Source organism: Pseudomonas bubulae, from assembly GCF_037023725.1.
Taxonomy (GTDB): Bacteria; Pseudomonadota; Gammaproteobacteria; order Pseudomonadales; family Pseudomonadaceae; genus Aquipseudomonas; species Aquipseudomonas bubulae.
In genome coordinates this window covers 3,826,633-3,850,482 of the sequence record NZ_CP146077.1, presented here as the reverse complement: position 1 = coordinate 3,850,482, position 23,850 = coordinate 3,826,633, and the positions used below count along the sequence as shown (strand labels likewise).

Annotated in this window: 23 protein-coding genes and 7 pseudogenes; 19 read left to right on the top strand and 11 right to left on the bottom strand. The window is 55.5% G+C overall.

Annotated elements, in window-relative coordinates:
• Nucleotides 1-143 precede the first annotated feature (143 nt).
• The 6 genes and pseudogenes from V6L81_RS17515 (at nt 144) to V6L81_RS17490 (ending at nt 3,744) form a co-directional block, all read left to right on the top strand.
• Entirely contained in the window at nt 144-680 is a 537-nt protein-coding gene (locus V6L81_RS17515; RefSeq protein WP_095002910.1) for a hypothetical protein, read from the top strand.
• Nucleotides 681-1,364: 684 nt separating this feature from the next.
• On the top strand, nt 1,365-1,619 hold the full coding sequence (locus V6L81_RS17510) for an antitoxin (RefSeq protein WP_130872442.1): 255 nt from the start codon (nt 1,365-1,367) through the stop codon (nt 1,617-1,619).
• Nucleotides 1,616-1,930, top strand: a complete 315-nt coding sequence (locus V6L81_RS17505; RefSeq protein ID WP_338660193.1) for a type II toxin-antitoxin system RelE/ParE family toxin — start codon at nt 1,616-1,618, stop codon at nt 1,928-1,930. The genes V6L81_RS17510 and V6L81_RS17505 overlap by 4 nt, the downstream gene beginning before the upstream one ends.
• Nucleotides 1,931-2,100: 170 nt before the next feature.
• The gene (locus V6L81_RS17500; RefSeq protein ID WP_138738271.1) at nt 2,101-2,307 is read left to right on the top strand and encodes a hypothetical protein; all 207 of its coding nucleotides are present in this window, start codon (nt 2,101-2,103) and stop codon (nt 2,305-2,307) included.
• Nucleotides 2,308-2,406: 99 nt separating this feature from the next.
• Nucleotides 2,407-2,799: pseudogene (locus V6L81_RS17495) on the top strand (lysis protein); the annotation flags it as partial.
• A gap of 150 nt (nt 2,800-2,949) precedes the next feature.
• Nucleotides 2,950-3,744: a DNA adenine methylase gene (locus V6L81_RS17490; protein ID WP_218723183.1), complete on the top strand. Its 795-nt coding sequence runs from the start codon at nt 2,950-2,952 to the stop codon at nt 3,742-3,744.
• A gap of 38 nt (nt 3,745-3,782) precedes the next feature.
• Here V6L81_RS17490 and V6L81_RS17485 read toward each other — a convergent pair whose 3' ends face one another.
• Nucleotides 3,783-4,745 carry an IS30-like element ISPpu17 family transposase gene (locus V6L81_RS17485; RefSeq protein WP_004577240.1) on the bottom strand — a complete coding sequence of 321 codons (963 nt, stop codon included), beginning with the start codon at nt 4,743-4,745 and terminating at the stop codon, nt 3,783-3,785.
• 292 nt (nt 4,746-5,037) lie between these two features.
• Nucleotides 5,038-5,622: a hypothetical protein gene (locus tag V6L81_RS17480; RefSeq protein ID WP_095023646.1), complete on the bottom strand. Its 585-nt coding sequence runs from the start codon at nt 5,620-5,622 to the stop codon at nt 5,038-5,040.
• Nucleotides 5,623-5,864: 242 nt separating this feature from the next.
• On the opposite strand from V6L81_RS17480, the gene V6L81_RS17475 reads away from it, so the two are divergent.
• Nucleotides 5,865-6,125 carry a hypothetical protein gene (locus V6L81_RS17475; protein WP_095023647.1) on the top strand — a complete coding sequence of 87 codons (261 nt, stop codon included), beginning with the start codon at nt 5,865-5,867 and terminating at the stop codon, nt 6,123-6,125.
• 65 nt (nt 6,126-6,190) lie between these two features.
• On the opposite strand, the gene V6L81_RS17470 is transcribed toward V6L81_RS17475, so the two are convergent.
• Nucleotides 6,191-7,341, bottom strand: a protein-coding gene (locus V6L81_RS17470) for an IS3 family transposase (protein WP_153326990.1) whose coding sequence is annotated in 2 segments (ribosomal slippage) — nt 6,191-7,104 and nt 7,104-7,341 — 1,152 coding nt in all. Because the reading frame shifts where the segments join, the coding sequence is not laid out codon by codon here.
• Nucleotides 7,342-7,693: 352 nt separating this feature from the next.
• Here V6L81_RS17470 and V6L81_RS17465 point away from each other — a divergent pair.
• On the top strand, nt 7,694-8,863 hold the full coding sequence (locus tag V6L81_RS17465) for a hypothetical protein (protein WP_256938019.1): 1,170 nt from the start codon (nt 7,694-7,696) through the stop codon (nt 8,861-8,863).
• Nucleotides 8,864-9,411: 548 nt separating this feature from the next.
• Here the strand turns inward: V6L81_RS17465 and tnpC are convergent.
• Nucleotides 9,412-10,221: pseudogene (gene tnpC, locus V6L81_RS17460) on the bottom strand (IS66 family transposase); the annotation flags it as partial.
• Nucleotides 10,222-10,229: 8 nt separating this feature from the next.
• Nucleotides 10,230-10,376, bottom strand: a pseudogene (locus V6L81_RS24250) (IS30 family transposase); the annotation flags it as partial.
• Between the two features lie 302 nt (nt 10,377-10,678).
• Between V6L81_RS24250 and V6L81_RS17455 the strand changes: the two are divergent.
• The 6 genes from V6L81_RS17455 to V6L81_RS17430 all read left to right on the top strand — a co-directional run bounded on the left by V6L81_RS17455 (nt 10,679) and on the right by V6L81_RS17430 (nt 18,577).
• Nucleotides 10,679-11,485 carry a shikimate dehydrogenase gene (locus V6L81_RS17455; protein ID WP_095023651.1) on the top strand — a complete coding sequence of 269 codons (807 nt, stop codon included), beginning with the start codon at nt 10,679-10,681 and terminating at the stop codon, nt 11,483-11,485.
• A 229-nt stretch (nt 11,486-11,714) separates the two neighbouring features.
• Nucleotides 11,715-12,515 (top strand): IclR family transcriptional regulator, encoded by an 801-nt coding sequence (locus V6L81_RS17450; RefSeq protein ID WP_095026740.1) that lies wholly within the window; start codon nt 11,715-11,717, stop codon nt 12,513-12,515.
• A gap of 266 nt (nt 12,516-12,781) precedes the next feature.
• Nucleotides 12,782-14,125: an aromatic acid/H+ symport family MFS transporter gene (locus V6L81_RS17445; RefSeq protein ID WP_095023653.1), complete on the top strand. Its 1,344-nt coding sequence runs from the start codon at nt 12,782-12,784 to the stop codon at nt 14,123-14,125.
• Between the two features lie 37 nt (nt 14,126-14,162).
• Nucleotides 14,163-14,972 carry a sugar phosphate isomerase/epimerase gene (locus V6L81_RS17440; protein WP_271350425.1) on the top strand — a complete coding sequence of 270 codons (810 nt, stop codon included), beginning with the start codon at nt 14,163-14,165 and terminating at the stop codon, nt 14,970-14,972.
• Between the two features lie 44 nt (nt 14,973-15,016).
• Nucleotides 15,017-16,735 (top strand): FAD-dependent oxidoreductase, encoded by a 1,719-nt coding sequence (locus tag V6L81_RS17435; RefSeq protein ID WP_218723181.1) that lies wholly within the window; start codon nt 15,017-15,019, stop codon nt 16,733-16,735.
• Nucleotides 16,736-16,825: 90 nt separating this feature from the next.
• A complete protein-coding gene (locus tag V6L81_RS17430) occupies nt 16,826-18,577 on the top strand; it encodes an FAD-dependent oxidoreductase (protein WP_218723179.1) in 1,752 nt (583 codons plus the stop codon).
• Nucleotides 18,578-18,580: 3 nt separating this feature from the next.
• Here V6L81_RS17430 and V6L81_RS17425 read toward each other — a convergent pair whose 3' ends face one another.
• A complete protein-coding gene (locus tag V6L81_RS17425; protein ID WP_301447441.1) occupies nt 18,581-18,832 on the bottom strand; it encodes a transposase in 252 nt (83 codons plus the stop codon).
• Nucleotides 18,833-19,057: 225 nt separating this feature from the next.
• On the opposite strand from V6L81_RS17425, the gene V6L81_RS17420 reads away from it, so the two are divergent.
• A complete protein-coding gene (locus V6L81_RS17420) occupies nt 19,058-20,005 on the top strand; it encodes a hypothetical protein (protein ID WP_218723177.1) in 948 nt (315 codons plus the stop codon).
• An 86-nt stretch (nt 20,006-20,091) separates the two neighbouring features.
• Here the strand turns inward: V6L81_RS17420 and V6L81_RS17415 are convergent, their stop codons facing one another.
• Together V6L81_RS17415 and V6L81_RS17410 are read right to left on the bottom strand one after the other, a co-directional pair.
• Nucleotides 20,092-20,778 (bottom strand): hypothetical protein, encoded by a 687-nt coding sequence (locus V6L81_RS17415; RefSeq protein WP_257010088.1) that lies wholly within the window; start codon nt 20,776-20,778, stop codon nt 20,092-20,094.
• Between the two features lie 460 nt (nt 20,779-21,238).
• Nucleotides 21,239-21,622 (bottom strand): annotated as a pseudogene (locus V6L81_RS17410) (conjugative transfer ATPase); the annotation flags it as partial.
• A gap of 19 nt (nt 21,623-21,641) precedes the next feature.
• Between V6L81_RS17410 and V6L81_RS17405 the strand changes: the two are divergent.
• Nucleotides 21,642-21,851, top strand: a pseudogene (locus V6L81_RS17405) (phage tail protein); the annotation flags it as partial.
• A complete protein-coding gene (locus tag V6L81_RS17400; RefSeq protein WP_218723176.1) occupies nt 21,826-22,032 on the top strand; it encodes a tail protein X in 207 nt (68 codons plus the stop codon). The pseudogene V6L81_RS17405 and the gene V6L81_RS17400, both read left to right, overlap by 26 nt.
• A gap of 12 nt (nt 22,033-22,044) precedes the next feature.
• Here the strand turns inward: V6L81_RS17400 and V6L81_RS17395 are convergent, their stop codons facing one another.
• The 3 genes from V6L81_RS17395 to V6L81_RS17385 are packed head-to-tail and all read right to left on the bottom strand — an operon-like array spanning nt 22,045 to nt 22,806.
• Nucleotides 22,045-22,251 carry a type II toxin-antitoxin system MqsA family antitoxin gene (locus V6L81_RS17395; RefSeq protein WP_095023665.1) on the bottom strand — a complete coding sequence of 69 codons (207 nt, stop codon included), beginning with the start codon at nt 22,249-22,251 and terminating at the stop codon, nt 22,045-22,047.
• Complete coding sequence (locus V6L81_RS17390; RefSeq protein ID WP_218723174.1) at nt 22,251-22,553, bottom strand: BrnA antitoxin family protein; 303 nt, start codon at nt 22,551-22,553, stop codon at nt 22,251-22,253. Before V6L81_RS17390 ends, V6L81_RS17395 begins: the two co-directional genes overlap by 1 nt.
• A complete protein-coding gene (locus V6L81_RS17385) occupies nt 22,531-22,806 on the bottom strand; it encodes a BrnT family toxin (RefSeq protein WP_095023667.1) in 276 nt (91 codons plus the stop codon). Before V6L81_RS17385 ends, V6L81_RS17390 begins: the two co-directional genes overlap by 23 nt.
• Nucleotides 22,807-22,957: 151 nt before the next feature.
• Here V6L81_RS17385 and V6L81_RS17380 point away from each other — a divergent pair.
• Both V6L81_RS17380 and V6L81_RS17375 read left to right on the top strand, forming a co-directional pair.
• Nucleotides 22,958-23,497, top strand: a pseudogene (locus tag V6L81_RS17380) (hypothetical protein).
• Nucleotides 23,473-23,700 (top strand): annotated as a pseudogene (locus tag V6L81_RS17375) (SAM-dependent methyltransferase); the annotation flags it as partial. The pseudogenes V6L81_RS17380 and V6L81_RS17375, both read left to right, overlap by 25 nt.
• Between the last annotated feature and the right edge of the window lie 150 nt (nt 23,701-23,850).

Here is a 23,850-nt window from a genome sequence, read left to right as displayed (position 1 = left end):
TCATCTTCACTTCTTTCGCTGACATTCATGGGGGTGAAATGAGTTTTTGAAGTTGGCTAGGATTTAGTATTTATGCGCTGAAATTTAATGAACCCTTTGAAGGGGAGAGCTTCTAAAGTCATTCAGTCCATCGGAGGCGTGCTGTGACTAAGATCATTACTGAGGAAATCCGGCTTCATCAGGAGTCGCCCTCAGACGTTTTTCTATTTGGCACTCCTAAAGATCGTCTAGATTTCTATCGGAGAGAAATTCACTATGAAACAAGTTTGCTCTCGAATAGAACGAACGCATATTTAACGGCCCAATCGTTCTTGGTTATTGCGTTTGCCTCTTCAATGGCGAACCTCAATCCCAGATGGGGCGAGCTTTTTACCTTGGTTGTACCAACCTTGATGGCCATCCTAGGAATATTTAGCTCATTGCATGCCTGGCCTGGGTTTAGGGCCTCGTATGTCATCATTGATCATTGGCATTTCAAACAAAGTCACTTATTGCGCAGTGACCCGGTTATGGGGGAGGCCTATGATGACTCACCCTTATTTAACGAAAAAGAATCGAGTCAGCAGGGGTATCGCAAATCGCTAATGTTCTCTATGAGGACACCATGGCTATTTGTAATTTTTTGGGCGCTGCTTGCAGGTTTTTGTATTTATGTTCAGCTCACTAATTCTAGTCCGTGAGCCTGGTAAACCTTTTCTATGATGGCTGACATTTCACCGTAGACTTTCCACAGCTTTCATTCCCTCCAACCTGCTCAGCGAGCGGCCTGCAGTGATGCTTTCCGTTCAGGCTGCGCTATGCCTGAATGCGCAGGTAAATCTCCTCCCGGTGACCCACCGCGTGTGGCCAATCAGAAGATTAACTTTATGACGCGGGAGCTATACGACAAGGCAGCAGCGCTTAAAAGCGCAGCGTTTGCAGCTGTTGTGGGTTCCGTGGCGAGCAGAGCGATTATTGATCAAGGGACGAATGCCAGCGGCAGCTTTATAAAGTTTGCAGATGGCATGTTGATCACATGGGGTATACGCATCATCAGTTATGGCGCAGGGGGTGATCTTCGCGCAGGACGCGGTTGGCGCCTTTGATTGCTGTCGAAGTTCAGTGGATCGAGCAGGAGCGTAAGTTTGTGGATGAGCAGTTGGAGGCCATCGAGGATGGCGAGCAGGTGCGGGTACGGAGCGCTTGTGGCGCGACTACCGTACTCAGATTCGAGCCTGGAAGCTGGATGCAGAGGGCTATCCCGATTCAAACATGCGGCCATTACGCCCAAGCTAGCCTGGGAGAAGTCCCGGTCGTCCAGTCAATGGCCCACATTCCCACATTTGTGCGAAGATCAGGGCGTAGATCACGTATGGAGTTGCCACATGAGCCGCCTGACCATCGACATATCCGAGCAGCAGCATCAGAGCCTGAAAGCGTTGGCCGCCTTGCAGGGCAAGACGATCAAGCAATACGCCATCGAGCGCCTGTTTCCGGGCAATGTCGACAATGATCCGGCATGGCAAGAGCTCAGAGGCGTACTGACCGCCCGCATCAATGATGGCCTGGCGGGCAAGGTTTCAGACAGGAGCATTGGTGACATCCTCGACGAAGAACTGTCCGGGGAAAGCCGGGCTTGAGCGGTGCCTACGTTCTCACGCTTGAGGCTGAAGCCGACTTGCGCGGGATCATCCGCTACACGCGCCAACAGTGGAGTGACCAGCAGGTGCGTGTGTACATCGGCAGACTGGAACGCGGGATCGCGCGCCTTGCCGCCCGTCAAGGCGCGTACAGGGACATGAGCGACCTCTACCCGACGTTGTTGATGGCTCACTGCGAACACCATTACGCATTTGCCCTGCCGCGTGAAGGTGCACCTGCTTTGATTGTGGCGATATTGCATGAACGCATGGACCTGATGACGCGACTGGCAGAACGGCTGAACAAGTGATGTCTTGCTGAAGTGAAACTGCAGTACCGAACCCCGCCAAGTGCGGGTTTTATTTGTCTTGAGATAGGCATGCCTTCCAGCGAAACAAGGCTTCAGCCTATGTCGTTGGCAGTGATGGCATAAAGCCTGCTACAGTCGGCGCCGAAATTATCCAGGTAAGGAAGTACCAAGTGAAGGGCATCCAGTTTTTGGCTGTAGTCGGCGCGGCATTGTTGATGAATGGCTGCGTGGTGCAGAGCACCTATAGCAAGACTATTTCAGTGACGAAAGATGCCAACGGCAAGATCATTCAAACGGTTGAAAGCGAAACTGTGGTTCAGCCAGCCAATGGCTATCCAATGCGCCTGGAGAAAATCAAAGGTATCCAGCCACAGTAAATACCTGCACCGATTCAAAGAAACCCGCCGAGTGCGGGTTTTTTATTATCTAAAGAAACTCATGCCCATCACAGCGCGGCAACTGCTGCTGATCCTCCCGAAACCGAACGCACCGATCTGGCCAATGCCAACTCTGCGCAAATCCTGGCAGAGCAGGGCAAGCGTCTCGGCCTGGAGCAATTGCTGGCAGCCAGTGATCAATCCCATTACCGAGCCCTTACCGATGAGAAAACCAAACAGGCACGTCTGCGTGATCGCCTTGCTACTGCTGACCTGCGGCTGTCAGTCCAACTCGACGCCACCGCCGCAACTGGTTGTGACGCAGTGCAAACCACCACCTGCACCAGCGGCATGGTTTATGGCGCCCATAGAGCCCGACTTGACCCAGCGCATGCTCAACGAATTATCGGAATCACCGGCGACGGCGATCAAGGACTGATCGCGCTGCAGGCCTGTCAGACCTATGCCAAAGAAGTATCAGGCACAAAGTAAAAGGAGCGGTCGAAACTGGATGCATCAACATCCAACCCGGCCACCAAACCCGCAGATTAGCCCTGCAAGCCCAGTCAAGGCTCCTGCTTCGTGCACAAAGCGGAGCGAGCCTAACACCTGTTTATCCATACAGCAAAGGTCTTGCGCATTATGTCTTCACCCATCATCCCTTGGATGGGCGGCAAACGCCGCCTGGCCGACCGCCTTATCCCCCTGTTCCCACCCCACGAATGTTACGTCGAAGTCTTCGCCGGCGGCGGGGCGCTGTACTTCCTGCGCCCTCAGGCCGCGCCTTGCGAAGTGCTAAACGACATCAACGGTGACCTGGTGACCCTGTACCGCGTGGTGCAGAACCACTTGGAAGAATTCGTGAGGCAATTTAAGTGGGCCCTTAGCTCACGGCAGATTTTCGAGTGGCAAAAAATGACCCGCCCGGAAAGCGTGACCGACATCCAGCGTGCGGCCCGATTCTTCTACCTGCAGCACCATGCCTCCGGTGGCAAGATCACAGGACAGGTCTTCGGTACCGCAACTACAGCTCCTGCAATCAACCTGCTGCGCATTGAAGAAAACCTGTCTGCAGCCTGGCAGCGCCTGGCCGGCACTTACGTTGAAAACCTGCCCTGGCTTGAGTGCGCAGAGCGCTACGACCGGCCGCATACCTTCCATTACATGGACCCGCCTTACTGGCAGACCGCTGGTTACGGTGTGGACTTCCCTTTTGAAAACTACGAGCGCATGGCTGATTTTATGCGTCGCTGCAAAGGTAAGGTGATGGTCAGCATCAACGACCATCCGGACATTCGGCGAGTGTTTGAGGGGTTTCATTTTGAGACAACCGAGATCAGGTACACGACCACGAATCAGCGGCAGGGGAAGGCTGAGGTGACGGGAGAGTTGATTGTGATGAATTGGGAGCAGGAGGCTTTGGGGGGGCTATTTTAGTAAAGCTTTAGGGTGGTTGGCTGTAACCGCCCCTGAATTCAACACATAAGTGCAACGCTCACCCCTGTATGCACTTCGTACGGCGTCTTCCAGCCCAAGCGCTTGCGCGGGCGTAGATTGATCCTCGCTACTGTCCGATTGACGGCTTCGACGGTCAGCTTGCTGAAGTCGCTGCCCTTGGGGAAATACTGGCGGAGCAGACCGTTGGTGTTTTCATTGGTGCCACGTTGCCAGGATGAATAGGGGTCTGCAAAAAAGACCTGGCACTGGCTCCGTAGCGCGATGCGTTCATGCCCGGCAAACTCCCTTCCGTTATCCAGCGTCAGCGTGTGAGCGGCATGGCCCTGAAGCATCAGATTGATCGCCCGCGTTACCTGCCGGCGCGTTCTGCGCTTGACCGGATAGGCGCTCAGATAGCCGCTTTTGCGATCAACCAGGGTCACCAGGTTACCGCCCAGTCCATGTACCGTATCGCCCTCCCAGTCCCCCAGGCGCTCGCGGCTTTCGACCTCGGCTGGGCGTTCACTGATTGACACGCGATTACGCAGCTGCCCGCGCCGATCGTGGCTTCCATAGCGTTTCCGGTAGCGCTTTCGGCGATGTCGCAGATAGGTATAAAGCTCACCACCGGCGCGCTGTTCGGCGGCAATGAACCGATAAATCCACTCATGGCTGACCGCCCGGCTTGGCTGCTCCTGCTTCAACCGCTGGGCGATCTGCTCCGGACTCATGCCATGCTTGAGCCACACCGGGAGATGATGGCTGAGCCATGTCGCCGGCTTGCAAAACTTGCGCGCACCCGCTCGACGAGCATCACTTTCATGGGCCGCAGAAACAGCCTTGTAGATATTCTGGGTGCTGTTGCGGCGAACCTCGCGACTGATCGTCGAGGGATGCACGCCGACCCGCTTTGCAATGCTCGCCTGGCTCTCTGCGGCGCTCAAGCCAGCCTCAATCTGGTAACGTTGTCCCTGAGTCAGCTGCCGGTAATGCGTAGTCATCTGCGCTTGAATCCTTCGGTGTGAGAGCCTGGATTCTACCGGTGGCTGGCTCTCTGCCTCTCGTTTCAAGCGTTGCGCTTATTCTATGAATTCAGGGCCCTAAAGCTACTATTTCCCTAAATCTGCAATCGCCTAGGATTGAACCAACTCTAAAGTCGTGCTTGTCCGAAAAACCAACGCTCACTCAAAATTGATCGATGCCCTGATCAGAGAGGCTCTCGCCAATATCTTGCCGACTTCTATAGATTTTATTGATCGGCTAGTAGAAAATTTAATTTTTACATGACCGTGATCAAATATATTTTCCGGTCTGATTGTCCCGAGTCCTGATGCACTTAATCATATTGGGCGAAATTGTTCCATCATAGAGGAACCAGCCAGGGTCGGAGATGGCACCTGAATATTGAACATCTCGTACTTCCTTATCATATTTCTTGGTTGCTATATGATCATGACCTAATGGATACCGAGTGCTGACCAGAATAGCTGCTTTGAAAAGGTTTTTATGTATTTTCGAGTAGTTCATCTGCGTCAGTATTAGATTAATAAAGCTGTTGTAGTCCAATAAATTTGGATCTGTATCGCTAATGTCCAGCTCTACAACTACCTCTGTCTGGTCGAATAGTTGCAACTGTCTATTGGGCGATTGACCTGTGATCAGTTGAGGATAAACGCTGGCCATGAATTGGAACTCTGGAGACGTCTGCTCGTAAAGCAATTGTCCGGTTATCAATCCATGTCCGCTCGGGTCAAGCCTTGATGTTAGGGAGACAAGCTTCGGTTTGCCGTTCTCTTGACATGGAACCTTACCAGGGAGAATTCCGTTTTTGAGAATGTCGTTGATAGCACCAGCACGGGTGAAATGATAAAGCAGCATGTTCGATTATTGTCCTTGTGGAGATGCTACAGACAATATCACACACGCAAAAAAACAGGCATCTGCAATGCTAAATTAGGATTGTAGTGCTTCGCTTATGGAACGACGTTATGGTAGCAAGGGCGCCCGGACAGTCGGAATACGATCTTGGAAAATCGGAAAGCCCCAGCGAGAATTCAGCCATAACGTCTATTGCTCGACACATATGATACGCTCGGGTTTACCGACATAGGAGGTGCAAGATGAACTACAAGGGTAAGGCTGATTTAACGCTCCATTGCTTATATAGCAATCCCAGAAGAATGGTCATCCTGCCAGATAGAGACGTAGAGATCGAGAGCTGTGATAGCGGCACCAAAATCTCTGTTGAACTTGGTGAGTCAGGGCTTACGGTAGATGAAATTGACGTCTCTGTATCCGGAAATATTCACCGGTTCTTAGTCGACACAACCATCAATGCCAATCGTCAGTACACGCTCCACTGTTCCCCTCTTGCTGTTTGATAAGCTCTAGCAGTCTGTAGGACAGGAGGAGTCTCGTAGAACCTCACTGAATCGCCCCGGGTTCTTTAGACACTCTCCAAGCTCGCTGCGTAACGCTTTTCAAACTTTACCGGGGACAGCTGATTGTTGAAACCATGACGACGTTTTGCGTTGTAAAACATCTCGATGTAATCGAATACATCACCACGAGCATCTTCCCGTGTGATGTAGATTTTTCGCTTGATCCGTTCTCGCTTCAAAAGCTGGAAAAAACTTTCTGCGACAGCATTATCGTGGCAGTTACCTCGACGACTCATGCTGGCAACCAAATTGTTCGCCTTCAAGAAACTACGCCAATCGGAGCTGCTGTACTGGCTGCCTTGGTCGCTGTGAACCATCACCTCTTGTTTTGGTTTACGCCTCCAAACGGCCATCAATAATGCATCATTGGCCAAATCGCTTGTCATTTGCGGTTTCATTGACCAGCCAACTACTTGGCGAGAAAACAAGTCCAGTACCACTGCCAAATACAGCCAGCCTTCGTACGTGCGGATGTAGGTGATGTCAGTGACCCAAACCGTGTTGGGTTCCACCACATCAAACTGACGCTTCAATAAGTTGGGTGAGGCCACCGCAGGTTTACCTCCGTACTTCCCTGGACGTCGGCGGTACCCTGTCTGAGAGCGCAGACCTTCAATACGCATCAATCTGGCAACCCGATGGCGACCGCAAGCCTCACCGATTTCACGCAGGTCATCATGGATTTTGCGATAGCCATAAACGCCGCCGCTCTCCAGCCATGAATGTTTTATCAGCCCCAACAGGCGCTGGTCGTCTTTGGCGCGCGCAGATTGCGGTTCCGATAACCAAGCGTAGTAGCCACTGGGGTGGATTTTGAGCGTCAGGCAAAGCCGTCGAACGGAGTAGTCGGCAGCCTGCTGCTTGATAAAGGCGTACTTCAACCGCACTCCTTGGCAAAGTACGCGGCGGCCTTTTTTAATATGTCTCGCTCTTCAGTGACCCGCTTGAGCTCCGCCCTAAGACGTCGAAGTTCAGCCTGCTGATCATCGCCTTGCTGTCGTTCTTCCTGTGGCTTGCTGTAGCGCTTTACCCACGCATAAAGGCTGTGAGTCGATACACCGAGACGTGCTGCCACATCAGCGACAGGCAGCTTCTTTTCGATCACTTGATTGACTGCTTGGATTTTGAATTCTTCGGGATTACGTGGGTTGCTCATGGCACCTCCTGATTGGCCTCATTTTAAGGCAAAGAGGTGTCTAGGAAACCCGGGGCGATTCAGTTCGTGAGATCGGTAACAGGGTTGTCAAGGTCCAGAAAAAACGTAGAGAAAATCTTTTCGGTGAAAAGGCTCCCGCGTCGATAATGTTGAGTGTCGAATAGGCCTTGCTAAAGACCGGCTCTATGAATTAGAACTACTCCGATGATCTAAGAGACTAAGCCCTCCGTAATGCTTTACGACGGAGGGCTGTTGCTGAGTGACTAGTCTCCACGCCTGTGTTTATGTGTAAAAGTCTCGACTTGCTCCTTTTGGCCGACAACTGCCTTCCACCAACGTCAGCTTTGGATCGATGATTGTGCCCAGCCGCCTGCAGCAGTCGGGGGACAAGCACTATCACGGTATTATTATCCAGCAGAAGGAAACTGCCATGCCACACACTCAGATGCCGCAGTTGTTCAATATCGATTTGTTGCTCGAGGAGCTTCAGGACGAAGTGGTCACTGGCGAAACCCTGGATCTATTTGTTGCGTCACTCGCCTTTAAGAACTTCGACGGCTTTGCCCGGCGACTACCATTCGTGCTTGAAAGCGTGACCTATAAAGCCGTGACTTGGCAGACGTTGGTGGACGCTGCCCCCGCGAAGTTCAGGATCCGCCAGACCCAAGAAGAGGTGCTGGTCTTTGCACAGACCGAACATTGCGGCTGCGTGCGAACCTATCGATATCGGCATGCACAGGGCATCGGCGAACATGATTCGGCAGACATGGGTTGGTGCGCTGTGTCGACACCTGAGACGTTTTACGCACAACTCGACACGCCGGCGGCTGCGGCTGTGTTCCATGCCTGGCAGGCCTGGATGACCCGCGCGACGGCAGAACAGGCCGCGATGGCTGAAGGACGCTTTGAGAACACCGCAGTCTCCCGATCGATAATTTTTACTGGAGTGGGCAGTTGTCTGGCTTGTAAGGCGCCTTCCGTCGCCAGTGCACGCACTACGTTGAGCAGCGCCACCGACAATGGTCTGCTGATTCAATTGCCGTTATGTGCTCAACACCTGCAGGCCGCCCAAGAGTATCCGTGTGTCGCGCTCTTTCTAGAAACGTTATTCTCGATCTCGCTTGGACTGCCGGAGGTCGAGCGAAGGGAGGCGATCCCGGATGAGCTGATCGCATCATTGCACGCCATGGTCGCCGAGGCCTTGGGCGGCACGGTTGGTACTGCGCTGAAACGAAAGCGCGGCTGGCACCTGCGCATTGCTCTATCGGATGGTTGGCATTGGTTGCTGCGCCTGCATACACTAATGGACTATGCGTACATGTTGTACCCGCCAGGTGCAAGCAAGGAGATCTACCGTGCCGACTCGGCGCCCGATCATCCTGACTTGCCATTTTTTCCCGATCATGAACATGAGCGGCCCTCGAAAAAAAACGAGGAGATCGCACCAAGCTTTCTTTACGGCAACCCGTTGTTGGATCTGAAACGCTTGCAGCGCGTAGAAAAGGATCTACGTCGTGCCTGACGGCACCGGGACTATGTCGGAACTCGGGGAAATACTGAGGGCTATCGGTTGGGCTTGCTGTCTAGAAGGTTCGGGGCAATTCAGTTTGCGCTGGCCTGCTTAATCTGGTCAGGTTTTAATTCGGCAGGTACGTCGGCGATACAGGATGCGTCGAATTCACACATAGCTGATTTGTATATGGCACCGATTTCCAGCAGTGCAGCAGCGGAGCTGTGAATCGACTCAAATACGTCACTCTTGTATGTATTAACCATCACAGATCTCCACCAATTCTTTGTCCTCAAAGCGTTGTTACCTATGCTTGGCTCACCAACCCACTCCTAAGCAACCCTTCAAACAAAGCCGTCTCGGCTGCTGAAGATTGCGGGTATTTCGTAAACCAAACCTCCAGCACAGCCCGCAACTGAACTTCAAAATCCCGACGTTCCACCGCCCGCACCAACACCTCCTGCAACTGCTCAACCAGCACCGGCGCGCACACCTCCAGCGTCTGCAGCGCATCTTCCCCTGGTTGTTGCGTAACCGTCCGGGCATCCCATCTTGCGCAACTAATCCGGTTGCCAACGATGCGGCAGCAGCTCCTGAATCTCACTTGCCCGCTGCGTCGGCAGACGAGTGAAAACGTCCTTCAAGTAGGCATACGGATCATGCCCGTTGAGCTTGGCCGACTGGATCAGGCTCATCAACGCAGCAGCGCGTTTGCCACTGTGTAACTACCCTGCGAAGAGCCAGTTTTTGCGTCCAAGAGCCCAAGGCCTGATTTGGTTTTCGCACCAGTTGTTATCAATGGGTACAGCACCGTCATCGAGGTAGCGCGACAGCGCCGCCCAGCGCTTGAGGCTGTAATCCAAGGCTTTGGTGATGGCCAACCCCTCAAACACAAGCCCGCGCTGATCGATCATCCAGGCATGTAAGGTTTCCATCAGCGGAACTGCTTTTTCCTGACGTATTCGTCGTCGCTCATCAGGCTCAAGGTCTCGAACTTCGCGCTCAACCTCGTATATCGCAGCGATGTACTGCAACGCCTGCTCCGCGAGGAAGCTTTTCTTGGTGGCGTGCAATTCGTAAAACTTGCGCCGGACATGGGCCATGCAGCCGATTTCAGTCACGCCCAGAGCAAAGCTGGCTTTGTAGCCGTCCTAGTCGTTGCAGACCAACTTGCCTTTCCAGTCGCCAAAAAGTTGCGGGCATACTCGCCCGATCGACCAGGGCTGCAGTTGCACACCGTAGGTACCAACCCACTGGGCCAAGGTTGTAGTGATGCCTTTATCAATGACCGGCGCGGGAACCGGTGCTTGGATCATGGTTTCGCAGTCGTTGCAGACCCACTCGCCACACACTTGCCGTTCAACGCTGAACCATTCGCTTACGATGCAACAGATGGGCTAAATCGTTCAGCGGATGTTTCGTAGTTTAGTGTCTTGCGAGGACGGCTATTTAGCTGCCTTACGACAAGGTCGGTTCCTTTAGGGAAGCACTGCGTTAACAACCGGTTGGTGTCATTGCACGAACCCAGCCGAGCAGCTCGTGACTCTGCTGACATGACATGGGAAAAATTACCAATCGATCATGGATTATTGTTCAAAACGGAAGCGTAGGCCTGCATCAGCGCTAGCTAAAAGGAATCAATTATTTTATTGGAATAGTATTCCAGTATTGATATGGTAGGTTTTTACCGCCGACCCAGGCACTGCGTAAAGCGCTGGCTCTGTGCGCAACACGTGATGCTCATTCGTCAATTAGCCGGGCCCACATCGCCTTCATCCCAGGCGGATAGTAGCCGGACAAAGCCATGGAATACCCTAGGAGAACGTGATGTCTGAGTTTTTGATACCCAGTCCTACAGGCAATACCCGATTTTTTGCGGTTGTAGGTGATCCGGTAATACAGGTGAAGGCTCCACAGTTACTGAACAAGGTATTCGCCGAGGAAGGCGTGGATGCGGTGATGATTGCGGTGCATGCGCGGCCTGAACAGCTCGCTACCGTGATTCGCGGCCTACAAGCGATGGAAAATTTTTCGGGAATGCTGATTACCATTCCTCATAAGTTTGCCGCTCGTGAATTCGCGGATAAGGTAAGCCTCGCCGTTCAGGTCTCCGGCAGCACCAACGCATTGCGGCGCAACGAACAAGGAGTGTGGGAGGCTGATAACTTCGATGGTGCAGGCTTTGCCCTGGGCATGCAGCGCAAGGGATACGAACTGGCGGGGAAGCTTGTCGTAATGGCCGGAGGAGGTGGTGCGGGAAGTTCGATAGCTGCAGCATTACTGCAAGCAGGAATAGACCGGTTGTATCTGCAAGAACCGGATACGGTTAAAGCCCAAGATCTGCTCGCCAGGTTGGATCAACATTGGCCAGGGCGTTGCGAGGTTGCTCAGCCGCAACACCTTAAGTTAGTCGACATTGCCATCAACGCAACGCCGTTAGGGCTTTCGGATGAAGACCCACTGCCTATTGATCTCGCCAACTTGTCTGCCGGAGCACTGGTGGCAGATATCATCATGCAACCCGTCGAGACTCGCTTGCTTCGCGAGGCGCATGCGGCGGGCCACCCTGTGCAGCCAGGGAGCTACATGCTCAATGAGCAATTAGGCTGCTACAAGACGTTTTTCGGGATCTGAGTCCCTCGCGACCATGATCCTCGGCACTGGCGTGATTACCCTCATTTGTGCGGCCCGGTAAACTGACAGCAGCGTTGAGTGATTTTCTGCGTGGCAATGAATCATGAGCTACCGCAGCGAATGGCTGAAAATTGAGGCGACGCCCTTGGTTTGCAGCCTCATAACGATTGGAATAGTATTCCAATATATTTTCGTCGGGAGCTTATCTCTCACACGCTAAGGAACAACAATGAGTAATGCGCTGGAACGCGGCCTGCACGCTATTGAGCTGTTGGCCGGAAAAAGCACCGGGCTAGCCCTTCAGCAAGTGGCTGAAGCCTTGGACATTCCGCCGAGCGCTACTCACCGCATGCTTAATTGCTTGGTCGAACAGGGTTTTGTGCGCCAAGACCATCAGCATGGCAATTATGTTCTTGCCCTCAAAGTAGTCTCGCTTGCATTTAAGCACCTGTCCCAGAGCAACATAGTCGACCTCGCCAAACCGATACTTGATCGCCTCGCCCGCCTGTCCGGTGAACTCGTGCGGTTGAGCATTGTAGATGGCGATAATTTGGTATGGATCTCCAAGGCACAAGGCACGCGCTCCGGGCTGCGCTACGACCCTGATTCGGGGGCTGAAGCCAAACTCTGTTGCACAGCCTCAGGACTTGCCTGGCTGAGCAGCTTGAGCAACGAACGCGCACTGGAACTGGTTTACCGTCAAGGCCTGGCTAAACCCGGTGAATATGGACCTAACGCAGCGACCACAATCGACCATCTGCTCAAAAATCTGCAGCTCGCACGTGATCAAAGCTATGCCTCAGTCGACGAAAGTTTTGAAATTGGCGCGGCGGCGATGGCAGCGGCGATCCGAGACTCGCAGCATCAGGTTATCGGCGTCATCAGCATTGCCGGCCCAAGCGTTCGCCTAACCCCTGAGCGTATGCAGACCCTCAAAGCGGCGTTGCTCGAAGCGGCTGATGAAATCACCGCAATCAACCTGGACAGTCTTCCCAAACTGTCGACTCTGACCTCCAGAGGCAGCGAATAGGACGACTGATCGGTCACTGCGATCGAACGCGGCCTGTCGTCCCGACCTGGCCGCATCCTCAAACGAAACCTTGATATCTAGCGCTTTTGCACTGCGCAGGATTCCTGCCGAGCAAAAACACAAATGGAATGTATTTTGTTTGTGGAATGATATTCCAATAATGATAGTATCATCGCCACAATTCTCGAATTGCTTTCGGCACCCTCAGAAAAATGCCATGGCAAAGAAAGGCATTTTGATAAAAATAAAAAATACAGGAGTCACCTATGTCGAACTCTTCAACCCTCGATGTCAGCACCTTTATGGACTCAAGAAAGATGAGCGCCAGGCAATGGGTGGTGCTGTTCCTGGGCTTCATGGTGCTGGTCTTTGATGGCTTCGATACGACGTCGATCGGTTTCATCGCACCCGCACTGATCGATGACTGGGGTTTGCTGCGACAAGACCTTGGGCCCGTGATGATGAGCGGCCTGCTCGGACTGGCTTTCGGTTCATTGACCGCCGGCCCGTTGGCTGATCGTTTTGGCCGCAGGCCAGTGATCATCGGATCAGTACTGCTCTTCGGTTTCTGGAGTCTGGTTTCGGCTTGGTCCACCGGGATTCTCAGCCTGACAGTGCTGCGGTTTCTGACCGGGGTCGGTCTGGGTGCATCAATGCCTAATACCGCGACTCTGATCTCCGAATTTGCGCCCAAGCGTTATCGCTCTCATATGGTCTCGTTCATCTACTGTGGTTTCGCTTTTGGTGCGGCCTTGGGTGGTTTGGGGAGTGAGTGGCTGATCCAACACTTTGGCTGGCGATCAGTGTTGGTGGTCGGCGGTGTACTGCCTATCGCCTTTGCCCTCTTGCTGGTATTCAGCCTTCCGGAGTCCATTCGCTTTCTGGCCCAAAAAAGCGCTTTAAAGGAGCGCCTGATCAAGGAGATCAACAAGGTTGTCCCGGGCTTGGCCAACACCAGGACCCAATTCCATAGCAGCGAAGTGTCGATCAAGGAGACAGGTAAGGTCAGCGCGCTGTTCGCGTCCGGCTTCAGCCTTGGTACCTGCATGATCTGGGTCACGCTGTTCATGGGCCTGCTGACGATGTACCTGTTATCAAGCTGGCTACCGCTGCTCAGCCGCGATGCCGGGCTGAGCATGGGTGAGGCGGCACTATTGGGCTCGTTGCTGCAGATCGGCGGGATGCTGGGCAACTTCACCGTAGGCATGAAGATGGACCGCTGGGATCACCATAAGGTGGTCGGTCTGACGGTGTTTGGTGGTGGCGCCTGCGCGGTACTCATCGCACTGCAGCAGCCGACGATGCAGGTTCTCTGCCCGTTGATTCTGCTACTGGGCTACTTCCTCAATGGCGTCAACGTCGGTGGCTACGCGCTGGCCGCCGGATTCTACCCCACCCAGATTCGTGCCACCGGGGTGTGTTGGGCGACCGGTATCGGTCGGCTGGGTGCAATCAGTGGCGCTGGCATCGGCGCGCTCATGCTCGCCGCCCAGTGGAATTTCAGCCAAGTCTTCATGTTCCTCGCCATCCCTTCCCTGATGGGCGCCACGGCGCTGTGGATCAAAGGCCGCAAGCGTAAAACGCCGGCGATTCTCACTGCAACCCACTAAACCCAGTGCGCTTTCAATCCCTCTATGGAGACATGCCATGCATGCCAGCTATTCAATTGCCCAACTCACCGCTCTCAATTTCAGTCCTCCCGAAATGATCGAACTGGCTGCCCGCACCGGCTATGACCAGGCTGGTGTGCGCCTGCTGCCGGTGGTTCCAGGTGCTGTGGCCTATTCATTGATGGATGACAAACCCATGCTGCGTGAAACGCTCGCGCGGATGAACGACACCGGGGTGAAGGTATTTGATCTGGAGATACTTCGCCTCGATGTGCAATTCGATGTGCAACGTTACCTGCCTTTTTTCGAGGTCGGTGCGCAGCTCGGGGCCAAGGCCGTACTGGTGGCCGGCTACGATCCGGAACAAGGCCGACTGATCGAGCACTACACTCGGCTATGCGAGGCTATGCAGCCCTTCGGCCTCTCAGCAAACCTTGAATTCATGCCCTGGACGGCCGTCAACGACCTGGCCTGTGCACTCCATATTGTTGAACAGGCCAACCGACCCAACGCTGGCATTCTGGTCGATGCCTTGCACTTTGATCGTTCCGACAGCCGCTTCGAGGATCTGCAACGAATCCCTGCTAAGTGGCTGCACTACGCACAAATATGCGATGGCCCTGCACTACGACCGGACACCCATGAGGGGCTAATTCACGCGGCTCGCTGCGAGCGCTTGTTACCTGGCGAAGGTGCCATCGATCTGGCAAGGATCTGGCGCAACCTCCCGGCTGAGGTTCCGCTCAGTATCGAAATCCCGCATGACCGCAGGGTTGCACAAGTGGGGGTGGAGACGTGGGCCCGACAGGCATTGGCCGCCACCAAGGCAATCATTGAGCCGCTGTAAATCATCGACGTATGTCTAAACACACCACACTAGGAGACTGCTGAATGCATGCCGACACTTCCCTGCACGCCACGGTGGACTGCGATGTCCTGGTCATTGGCTCCGGCGCAGCCGGACTCAGCGCAGCCGTGACCGCCGCTTGGCATGGCCAGCGGGTGATCGTGGTCGAGAAGGACGAGGTGTTCGGCGGTGCCACTGCCTGGTCCGGTGGCTGGATGTGGGTGCCCTGCAATCCGCTGGCGCAGCGTGCCGGGATCATTGAAGACCGCTGTCTACCGCGCACCTACCTCGAACACGAATTGGGTGAACATTTCGATCCGGCGATGATCGATGCCTTTCTCGAAGCAGCACCCAACATGGTCTCATTTTTCGAGCGCCATACTGCATTGCAATTCGCCGACGGCAACGCCATTGCCGACATTCACGGTGACACACCTGGCGCCGGTACCGGCGGAAGGTCGGTGATCGCCGCGCCCTACAATGCCTACGAGGCAGGCAAACTGCTCAATCGGCTGCGCAAGACCATGCGCGAAACCTCATTCATGGGCATGCCAATCATGGCTGGCCGTGACCTGACGGCTTTCCTTACCCTGACGCGCTCCTGGCCGTCGCTGCTGCATGTGATCAAACGCTTCGGCAAACACTTGATCGACCTGACACTCAAGGGGCGGGCCATGTACCTGGTCAACGGCGTCGCTCTGATTGCCCGCCTGGCCAAGTCGGCCGAAGACCTTGGCGTCCAGCTATGGGAATCGGCACCGGCCACCGGGCTGATCCATGAGCACGACCGCGTCACAGGGGCCGTGGTCGAAACCGCAAAGGGCCGCATCGCCATTCGTGCACGCAAGGGCGTGGTGCTGGCTGCGGGTGGCTTTGCCAATGACATCGAACGACGAAAGGCACTCTTCCCGCGCACGCCAACCGGCCATGAGCATCTGGCGTTGCCGCCGCTGGGCGTCAATGGTGACGGTTTGCGCTTGGGCGAGAGCGTCGGCGGACAGGTCGCCGATAACCTAGTGAGTCCCGCCGCCTGGGCTCCCGTGTCGCGAGTGCCCTACAAGGACGGTAGCGTCGGCCACTTCCCGCACATTATCGAACGTGGCAAGCCGGGCATCATCGGCGTCCTCGCCAACGGCAAGCGTTTCGTCAATGAGGCCAATGGTTACTACGACTATGTTGCTGCGATGGTCGCCGCCGCGCCCGGCACCGAGGTCGCCTCCTGGTTGATCTGCACGCACGCATTTCAGCGGCGTTACGGGCTGGGTGTTTCCCGGCCATTCCCACTGCCAGTTGAGCCGTTCATTCGCACCGGCTATCTGAAGACCGGCCACTCCATCGAGGCGTTGGCGACGGCGTGCGGCATTGACCCCATAGGTCTCAGCCAGACCTTGGCCGAGTACAACCGCCACGCCCGCAACGGTGCAGACCTGCAGTTCGGTCGCGGTACTACACCTTACAACCGCAAACAGGGTGATGCGCAGCACAAGCCCAACCCTTGCGTAGCGCCGATCGAGCAGGGTCCATTCTATGCGGTGAAGGTCGAAGCGGGCTGCTTCGGCACCTTCGCGGGCCTCAAGACCAATGCCCATGCGCAAGTCCTTAATCGTGAAGGGCAGCCGATCGCGGGTCTTTATTCAGCTGGATCCGACATGGCCAGCATCATGGGCGGCCACTACCCAGCTGGCGGTATCAACCTGGGGCCAGCCGCCACGTTCGGCTATATCGCCGGCCGCCACCTGGCTGGGGCCACAGCCTACGAATAACCACACGCCCAGACTACTGGCCTTAACCTTCGAAGTATCCACCATGTCGTTTGCAGCCAAGACCTTCGCCCTGACCATTGAGGAGAAATCATGAAGAACACCATCAACCACACCCCCCCGCACTGGGACCAGGAAGTCGACCTGTTGGTGTTCGGTGCAGGCACTGCGGGCATGACTACCGCATTGATGGCTAACCACCACGGGCTGGACGTGTTGCTGTGTGAAAAGACCGCGGTCGTGGGCGGTATCAGTGCGACCTCGGGCGGTACCACATGGGTGCCCGGCACCACCCAGAGCCGGCGCGCCGGGGTGCCGGACACCGTGGTGGATGCCGCCACCTTCCTCAAGGCAGTGGTCGCTGAGCGCGGTGGTGAAGCCTTGCGCGAAGCCTTTCTGGCCAGCGGGCCGCAGGCAATTGATGAGTTGGAGCGCATCAGCGAAGTGAAATTCGTGGCTGCAGCCGCCCACCCCGACTACGTCAGCGGCCCAGGCGCAGCGTTCGGGGGCAGAGCCCTGGCACCACTTGCGTTCGACGGCAGGTTACTGGGCAAAGACTTCGCCCGCGTGCGACCACCACGCCGGGAGTTCATGGGGCTTGGCGGTATGATGGTGCCGCGCGCCGACTTGGATGCGCTGCTGTCGCCATTTGCCTCGATGAAAAACCTGACCCGCACCCTGAGTGTGGTCGGCCGCTATTGCATCGACCGCCTGAGTTACCCTCGCGGCACAAACCTGGTCATGGGCAACGCTCTGGTCGCCCGGTTGTTCTATAGCCTGCGCCAGCGCAACGTGGCAATTCGTTATGAAACCCCCTTGCACGAATTGATCCTGGAAAACGGCCAGGTGGTGGGCGCCGTGGTGCTGCACAACGGCCAGTCCCAGCGCATCCGCGCCCGCCGTGGTGTGGTGTTGGCTACCGGTGGAGTGACCCGCCACCCGACCTTGCGTAAGCAATTGTTCCCGGCTGCGGCCCAACCCCTTTCACTGGCGCCCACGACCCATACCGGCGACGGCATCGACCGCGCGCTGAAGGCCAACGCCCAGCTCGACAACGGCCACGACAGCCCCGGTCTGTGGATGCCCTGCTCGATCCGCACAGGTAAGGATGGCTACCAGGCCGTCTGGCCACACATCCTGCTAGACCGCGCCAAACCAGGGCTGATCGCTGTGAATGGCCGGGGCTTGCGCTTCGTCAATGAGTCCGACTCCTACCACGACTTCGTCATGGGCATGCTCGCCGATGGCAGCGCCACTTCCCACCTTATCTGCGACGAAATATTCTTGCGCCGCTACGGCCTGGGCCTGGTGATGCCGCTACGCAGCGCTGTCAATATCGCCAGCTTCGTAAAGGCTGGCTACCTGGTTAAAGGCCGCACCCTTGCCGAGCTTGCCAGCAAGCTTAAGGTTGATGCCGAGGGACTTGCGAGCACGGTCAACACCTACAACGTCTCCGCCGCACGCGGCGACGATCCGGTGTTCAAGCGTGGCAGCAGTCCCATGAACCGCCACAACGGCGACCCGCAACAAACACCCAACCCCTGCTTGCGCCCGCTGGGCGAGGGCCCCTACTACGCAGTTACTGTGCAACCGGCCGACCTTGCCTGTAGCGCCGGCTTGAACGGCAACGCCGATGGTCAGGTGCTGGACATCCGGGGGCAGGTGATAGAAGGGCTTTATGCCTGCGGGAATGACTTGGCCTCGATTTTCCGCGGCACTTACCCAGGCCCGGGAACGACCCTGGGGCCGGCGATTGTGTTTGGCTGGCGAGTGGCCCGCCATGCGGCAGGGCTGGACGATGCCAAGGTGGACGTGACAGAAGCTGTCAAGGTGGCGGCACGTTGAGGTTCAGATTGCGGTCCACGTCTCCTTGTTGGTTTTTAGGCACAACTGAAATGCATGTTCCGCGAGGATGCTTTTTTGGTGGCGTGTAACTCGTAAAACTTGCCGGGCATGGGCCATGCAGCCGATTTTAGTCACGCCCAGAGCAAAGCAAGTTTGGTGGCCGCCGTAGTCGTCGCAGACTAACTTGCCTTTCCTGTGTCCCAGAAAGTTGCGGGCATACTCGCCCGAACGACCAGGGTTGAAGTCATAAACCACTGCCTTAATATCGGCAGCCTAGTCGTCGCATAGGCCCAAACGTAGGCGCGATGAGTTTTCTTCGAGCCTGGTGCAAGTATCTGCCCGCGTACAGCCTCAGTTCATCCCGCAAGGTAGATGAGCGATTGATTTGACCTAGCGGGGTAGAGCATCCTACGCGCCTTAATCAATCAGGTCCGCCGCACCTTAGCAGCAACGCTGGCGAAACCTAGTTACGGATTCGTAATGTCGACCGATATGGATATTTTCAGTGTGCAGAACGTGGGAGCCGCCGCGACCATTGCTACAGCTGTTGGCAGCTTTATCCTATTTATTGTGAAGCGCCCATGGAGGAAAAAAAATCCAACCTCAGAGGACGCCTCGAACCCGTCTGTAAATCAAACCGCAGGCGAAAAAAGCACCTTGGTTAATGCCACGCACAGTCAGGTAACCTTGACGAACCACTATCACGCTTCAGCCCCTGCGCCTCCGGAGGTAGCGGATTTTCCGGGAAAGTGGAACGGGCTGGCGGCTCGGCAGATAGCCGAAAGGCTCCTCAATGAGGCTGACTGGGAAGCTCTCGTGCCTGACCTCGAAAAACCTTATGGGCATTACTTCGCAGGCGAGTACAACCTCCATTACCCCGACAAAGATGGCATTGTCTTGGCCTACAGTACGAAAACTGTTGGTGATGACTGCCATGCCTGCGCCCCGCATATCAGTTTTTTCGAGTACCACAAGAAAAATGCAGGCTGGTCACTCGTAAGCGAAGATATTGGCGTATTCCAAGGCGGTGGATGGGGTGAGCCGCCTGAGATCTCGGTTATCCCTGTCTCAAGAACAAAGTTTGGTGTGATACAGCAGGATGGCAGCACGAACCAAGGTCTGTCGGTCGGTCGTAAGTCATTGCACGTTCTTATGGGCGATAGATTCCAACAGGTGCTCGAACTGATTGTTTTTCAGTCGTTGGACAACAAGGGATGGGAAAGCACGCTGCGTAGCGTCCCGCGCTCAGATGGCTTCTACGACATTGAAGTGATTCGAGTTGGCATTAATGGCGAAGAAGACCTTCGGTTACTGGACCCGGTCGATAGCTTCTACACGACGCTATGTGACACCGATGATCGAATCAGGCCGCGCGACGTGTTCAGTTTCGATGGACGAATTTACAATCGAGATCCCGCAATCCGCTGAGCTTCTGGTTAAGCAGTTTCTAAGTAGGCTGGCCACCCATCTCGCCGCCCTGAAGCGTTGGCCATGGTCACGCCTGCCCGGGGACGTCAGTCACTTTTATCGTTTTGATCATTCTCAGCAGCAGGAAATCGTCGGGGGCAGTCCATGATGAGCTCGCCGTCCGACACGGCGTTGACTTCGCGCAGGCGAGGGTGGCTCAGCAGTCCCGATGGCAGGGGATGCCGAGCGAAGGGATTGTGGAGCACATACAGCCCATCCATCAGGTGCTCGCTGTAGTCTTTCTTCATCGCTGAACGCATGATCGGTAACAGATTGCCCGGATTGGGGTGAAGCGTGAAGTACGCGGACATTGCATCAGAATTATCAGCCAACGCCCTCAATTTCCCCCAGGTCGCGAGACTGCTGTAGACGACAGCGGAAACGTCCGCATAAGTGTCATCGCAAAATAACCCCACTTCGATGTTGGTGTTGGCATTTTTTGGGGCTGCTGTGACGTTGTAAGAAGCAACGTGAGTATCCCCGGGCGTGGTCGCGGCTTCATCGTGATAGAGCCCGTAAAGCGCAGCCATGATCGGACGCCCAGCTGCAAAATGCGCGTGCGGTCTGTCGAATGATGCGAGACCGATGACGAAGGGCTTGTCTTGAACGTGCTCCAGTTTTGAGTAGCTGTTCCTGTACTTCCTGTACTTCCTGACTTTCGTATCGAGGCTGTTGCAGATCCGCAAGGTGGATTCGATGTTGAAGTCGGTAAAGTCTTTGGGGTGGTGGGTCATAGAGAAGCCGTAAGCAGGCTGCCCGCCAGCCGAGGGATTTGCGATTGTCGCTTCTAGGCAAAATGGGACTTCACCCTCGACGACAAAATCAGGCGCATGATGACGAGGATCAGACGGCAGCCCCCATTCCTTAAGCGCTGCGAACAGGTACAGCTCACAAAACGAAGATTCGAAGGTGGTTTGAAGTTCCTTTACGAACTTCCCATCACGATCTACGAAACCTTCGGCCCATTGAGACAGCGCCGCGCGCTCAGGGCCATAGATTTCCTCGTCATCATCTTGAAGATCGGATGCTGCGCTGCGGTGGTGACCTGAGGGGAAAATAGATCAATGGGCATACGCGGAGCTCTCCGTAACGGCGACGCTCAAGATTGAGTGCGCAGCAGCGCATCTTCCCCTGGCTTTTGCAGCAACAGGGTCAGGCTTTCTATCAAATTCTGGGTCAGGCCATTTAGCGTTCTCATACCGGAGGCTCCAAGGCCGTGATGGGTTCGAGGAAGGTAATGACGTGAGGTTCGATTCCGCGCAAGCGGTCGATACGGGCGGCGACCTGGATCGCGGCATCGAGTTCGCTGACTCCCTGGCTTTGCATGATGTCGTAGCGTTCTTTCTTTTTTTCTGACTCGGTCATGGCCAGCGCCAGGTACAGGCTGGGCGGTACCGCGCGGAACAGTACTTCCATGCTCTTGGAGAGCAGGACGCCTTCGGTGTATTTGCCGCTTTCTTTGCGCGCCGAGAGCATCAGGGCTTTTTACGCGGGCGTCAGTTCGCGGAAACGGGAGATTTTTTCAACTTCGTCCGGGGGCATGTTCAGGCAGATCCACCACTCGATCATGTTGAGCATGCGATTGCGCCGGGTCTCGGGCGGACTCAAAAAACTGGACACCCTGCGCAGCATCGGCGCCCAACTGCAGCCGTTAGGCCTGACAACCGGCTACGGCGAAGTGCTGGGCAACTGGTGCCTGAAAAGCATTGAAGAAGAGCAGGGCGCCTTCCTGCAGGGCGGCATCCCGCGCAAACAAGCCTTTACCCTGGAGTTTGTAGCCTATGGCGACGACCTGCAGAACCGCTAGCGGCGACGTGCTCGACACGATCTGCCAGAATTACTACGGCCACCTCAATGGCTCGATTGAGGCGGTGCTCAATGCGAATCAGGGGCTGTCCGATGAGGTGCAGCCGTTTCGGGCAGGGGTGATGATTGTCCTGCCGGATCTGGTGGTGCCGAGTGAGGAGGGGGTGATGTTGTGGGGGTAGTAGGCGCTTCGGTCAGTTGGTCGCGTCAATTTGCTCTTTGAAAGCCAACATCGCGGCGCTGACACGGGCCGATTCGCTGGCATCCAGAAGAGCGTCCCCGCAGGCCGGGCAGAAGTCGCCCGTCACCGCCGCTATCGAGGTGGATTTATTCCTATAGGAGTAGGGCAGGTCACGGGCTTCACGCACCAGCACAGTGACACCGCAAACAGGGCAAATCATTAACGTTGATGCTCTTGCACATATTGCTGCAACGCTTGATCCAGCCGCGTTTGCCAGCCACTGCCGCCAGCCTTGAAGTAGTCCACTACCTCAGGTGAAAGACGCAAGGTGACCCGCTCCTTGACCGGCGCTTTTTGCGGACCGCGCTCGCCACGGCGGCGCACCGTTGTCTGCTCAAAAAAGGCGTCAACAGCTGCCGGATCATTAGGGTCATACAGCCCTCCGGGCTCCCGAGCGATTGGCGCATCGGCAGCCGCTTCGCGTTTGACCCGTTCCCAGTCAGTCTTGCTGGAGGTTTGCATAATATCTTCTCTCCTGTTTTGACGCGCGGCGCAAAGAAATTGCGCGGATGTCCTGGTCGCATTCAACGTAGACGAGCACAAGGACGATATTCACGATCTCGACCATCGCCACGTCCATCAACCGGTGTTCACCCTGACGCGGCGAGCAGAGCGTGATCTTGTTCGGCGCGTGGTACACCAAGCCTGCATCCGCCAGATCCAGACCATGCTTGGCAAGGTTGGTTTGGCGTTTTACTTCGTCGAAAACGATCATTATTTTATCGTACTCACAAAAAAATAAGCAGGCAAGCCGTGACTGGTGAGAAAGAGACCGATGGCGCGCAGCAAAACTAGCTTTTTTTAGAGCCTTTTAAACCTTCCTCTAATCCGCGTTTTATGTGGGATCTTTCCCGGCAGTAGTCTGCATGAACTCCACCTTCAGCATCATCGCCGACGGTGCCGACACCACCACCTTGCTCAACGACCGCCTGCTGCTACTGCGCCCCATCAACAAACCCGGAATGGAATCCGACGGTTTTGAGCTGGGCTAGCATTGAGGTATTTCTCGGTTACAGCGGCACCGCTTTAACCCGTCTTGGGCGTTACACCGTGGACGAGGTCGAGTTGTCCGGCCCACCACCCAGCATCAGGACAAAAAACCGGTAAGTTGGCTATCATCCCCCTGGACAACGACCAAGCCCCGGCTGTTTGCCTTCAACCGCTCCACCGCTGCGGTACGCCTGGAAATGCCCGGCCGCACCGACCGTTTTGCCGCGCGCAGCATCAGCGCCCAGGGCTTTAAAACCGGTCTTGATGGCGAGTACCTGGTGGACTCGGTCAAGCAGGTCTTCCCCCAAAGCGGCTGGATCACCACCATTGAATGCAACGGCGGCAAGCAGGGCAAACCCATTTCGATTACACGGCAACAACTGCTGCTGGCTATGCCAGCCAGCTGTTACTACTAGCGGCCTGGGGGCAACGGTGGCGGCAGCATCGAGCCAGCGCGGATGAAGTGAATGTGAAGCTCGGGAAAATCCTTCTAGGCGCTGATCCTCCACATTCCGAGGCAGCGGTTCAAAGACTCTTGCATGACGCCGGATTTGGAAACGCTACCCGTTTCTTCAGCAGCCTTTTCTGGGCGGCGTGGTTGACGTGCAAAGTGGTCTGAACATGGCCACGTATGGCTGCTTCTGGCCTATTCTGTGAAAAAGTAGATCTCCTGACTGGCCTGCGGAAAAATCAGGTCATCGGCCAGCGGGAGGATTCGCAGCATGATGGGGCAATTGTCGAGCGGACAAGAGAGACTGTTTTACTCGTT

Bases quoted from the DNA above. Each gene is read 5' to 3' on its own strand.
- V6L81_RS17480 (WP_095023646.1), bottom strand. From the start codon at position 5,622: ATGCTGCTTTATCATTTCACCCGTGCTGGTGCTATCAACGACATTCTC.
- V6L81_RS17385 (WP_095023667.1), bottom strand. From the start codon at position 22,806: ATGATCGTTTTCGACGAAGTAAAACGCCAAACCAACCTTGCCAAGCAT.
- V6L81_RS17395 (WP_095023665.1), bottom strand. From the start codon at position 22,251: ATGATTTGCCCTGTTTGCGGTGTCACTGTGCTGGTGCGTGAAGCCCGT.
- V6L81_RS17475 (WP_095023647.1), top strand. From the start codon at position 5,865: ATGAACTACAAGGGTAAGGCTGATTTAACGCTCCATTGCTTATATAGC.
- V6L81_RS17445 (WP_095023653.1), top strand. From the start codon at position 12,782: ATGTCGAACTCTTCAACCCTCGATGTCAGCACCTTTATGGACTCAAGA.
- V6L81_RS17440 (WP_271350425.1), top strand. From the start codon at position 14,163: ATGCATGCCAGCTATTCAATTGCCCAACTCACCGCTCTCAATTTCAGT.
- V6L81_RS17450 (WP_095026740.1), top strand. From the start codon at position 11,715: ATGAGTAATGCGCTGGAACGCGGCCTGCACGCTATTGAGCTGTTGGCC.
- V6L81_RS17510 (WP_130872442.1), top strand. From the start codon at position 1,365: ATGAGCCGCCTGACCATCGACATATCCGAGCAGCAGCATCAGAGCCTG.
- V6L81_RS17430 (WP_218723179.1), top strand. From the start codon at position 16,826: ATGAAGAACACCATCAACCACACCCCCCCGCACTGGGACCAGGAAGTC.
- V6L81_RS17435 (WP_218723181.1), top strand. From the start codon at position 15,017: ATGCATGCCGACACTTCCCTGCACGCCACGGTGGACTGCGATGTCCTG.
- V6L81_RS17490 (WP_218723183.1), top strand. From the start codon at position 2,950: ATGTCTTCACCCATCATCCCTTGGATGGGCGGCAAACGCCGCCTGGCC.
- V6L81_RS17400 (WP_218723176.1), top strand. From the start codon at position 21,826: ATGGCGACGACCTGCAGAACCGCTAGCGGCGACGTGCTCGACACGATC.
- V6L81_RS17420 (WP_218723177.1), top strand. From the start codon at position 19,058: ATGTCGACCGATATGGATATTTTCAGTGTGCAGAACGTGGGAGCCGCC.
- V6L81_RS17465 (WP_256938019.1), top strand. From the start codon at position 7,694: ATGATTGTGCCCAGCCGCCTGCAGCAGTCGGGGGACAAGCACTATCAC.
- V6L81_RS17415 (WP_257010088.1), bottom strand. From the start codon at position 20,778: ATGACCCACCACCCCAAAGACTTTACCGACTTCAACATCGAATCCACC.
- V6L81_RS17390 (WP_218723174.1), bottom strand. From the start codon at position 22,553: ATGCAAACCTCCAGCAAGACTGACTGGGAACGGGTCAAACGCGAAGCG.
- V6L81_RS17455 (WP_095023651.1), top strand. From the start codon at position 10,679: ATGTCTGAGTTTTTGATACCCAGTCCTACAGGCAATACCCGATTTTTT.
- V6L81_RS17485 (WP_004577240.1), bottom strand. From the start codon at position 4,745: ATGACTACGCATTACCGGCAGCTGACTCAGGGACAACGTTACCAGATT.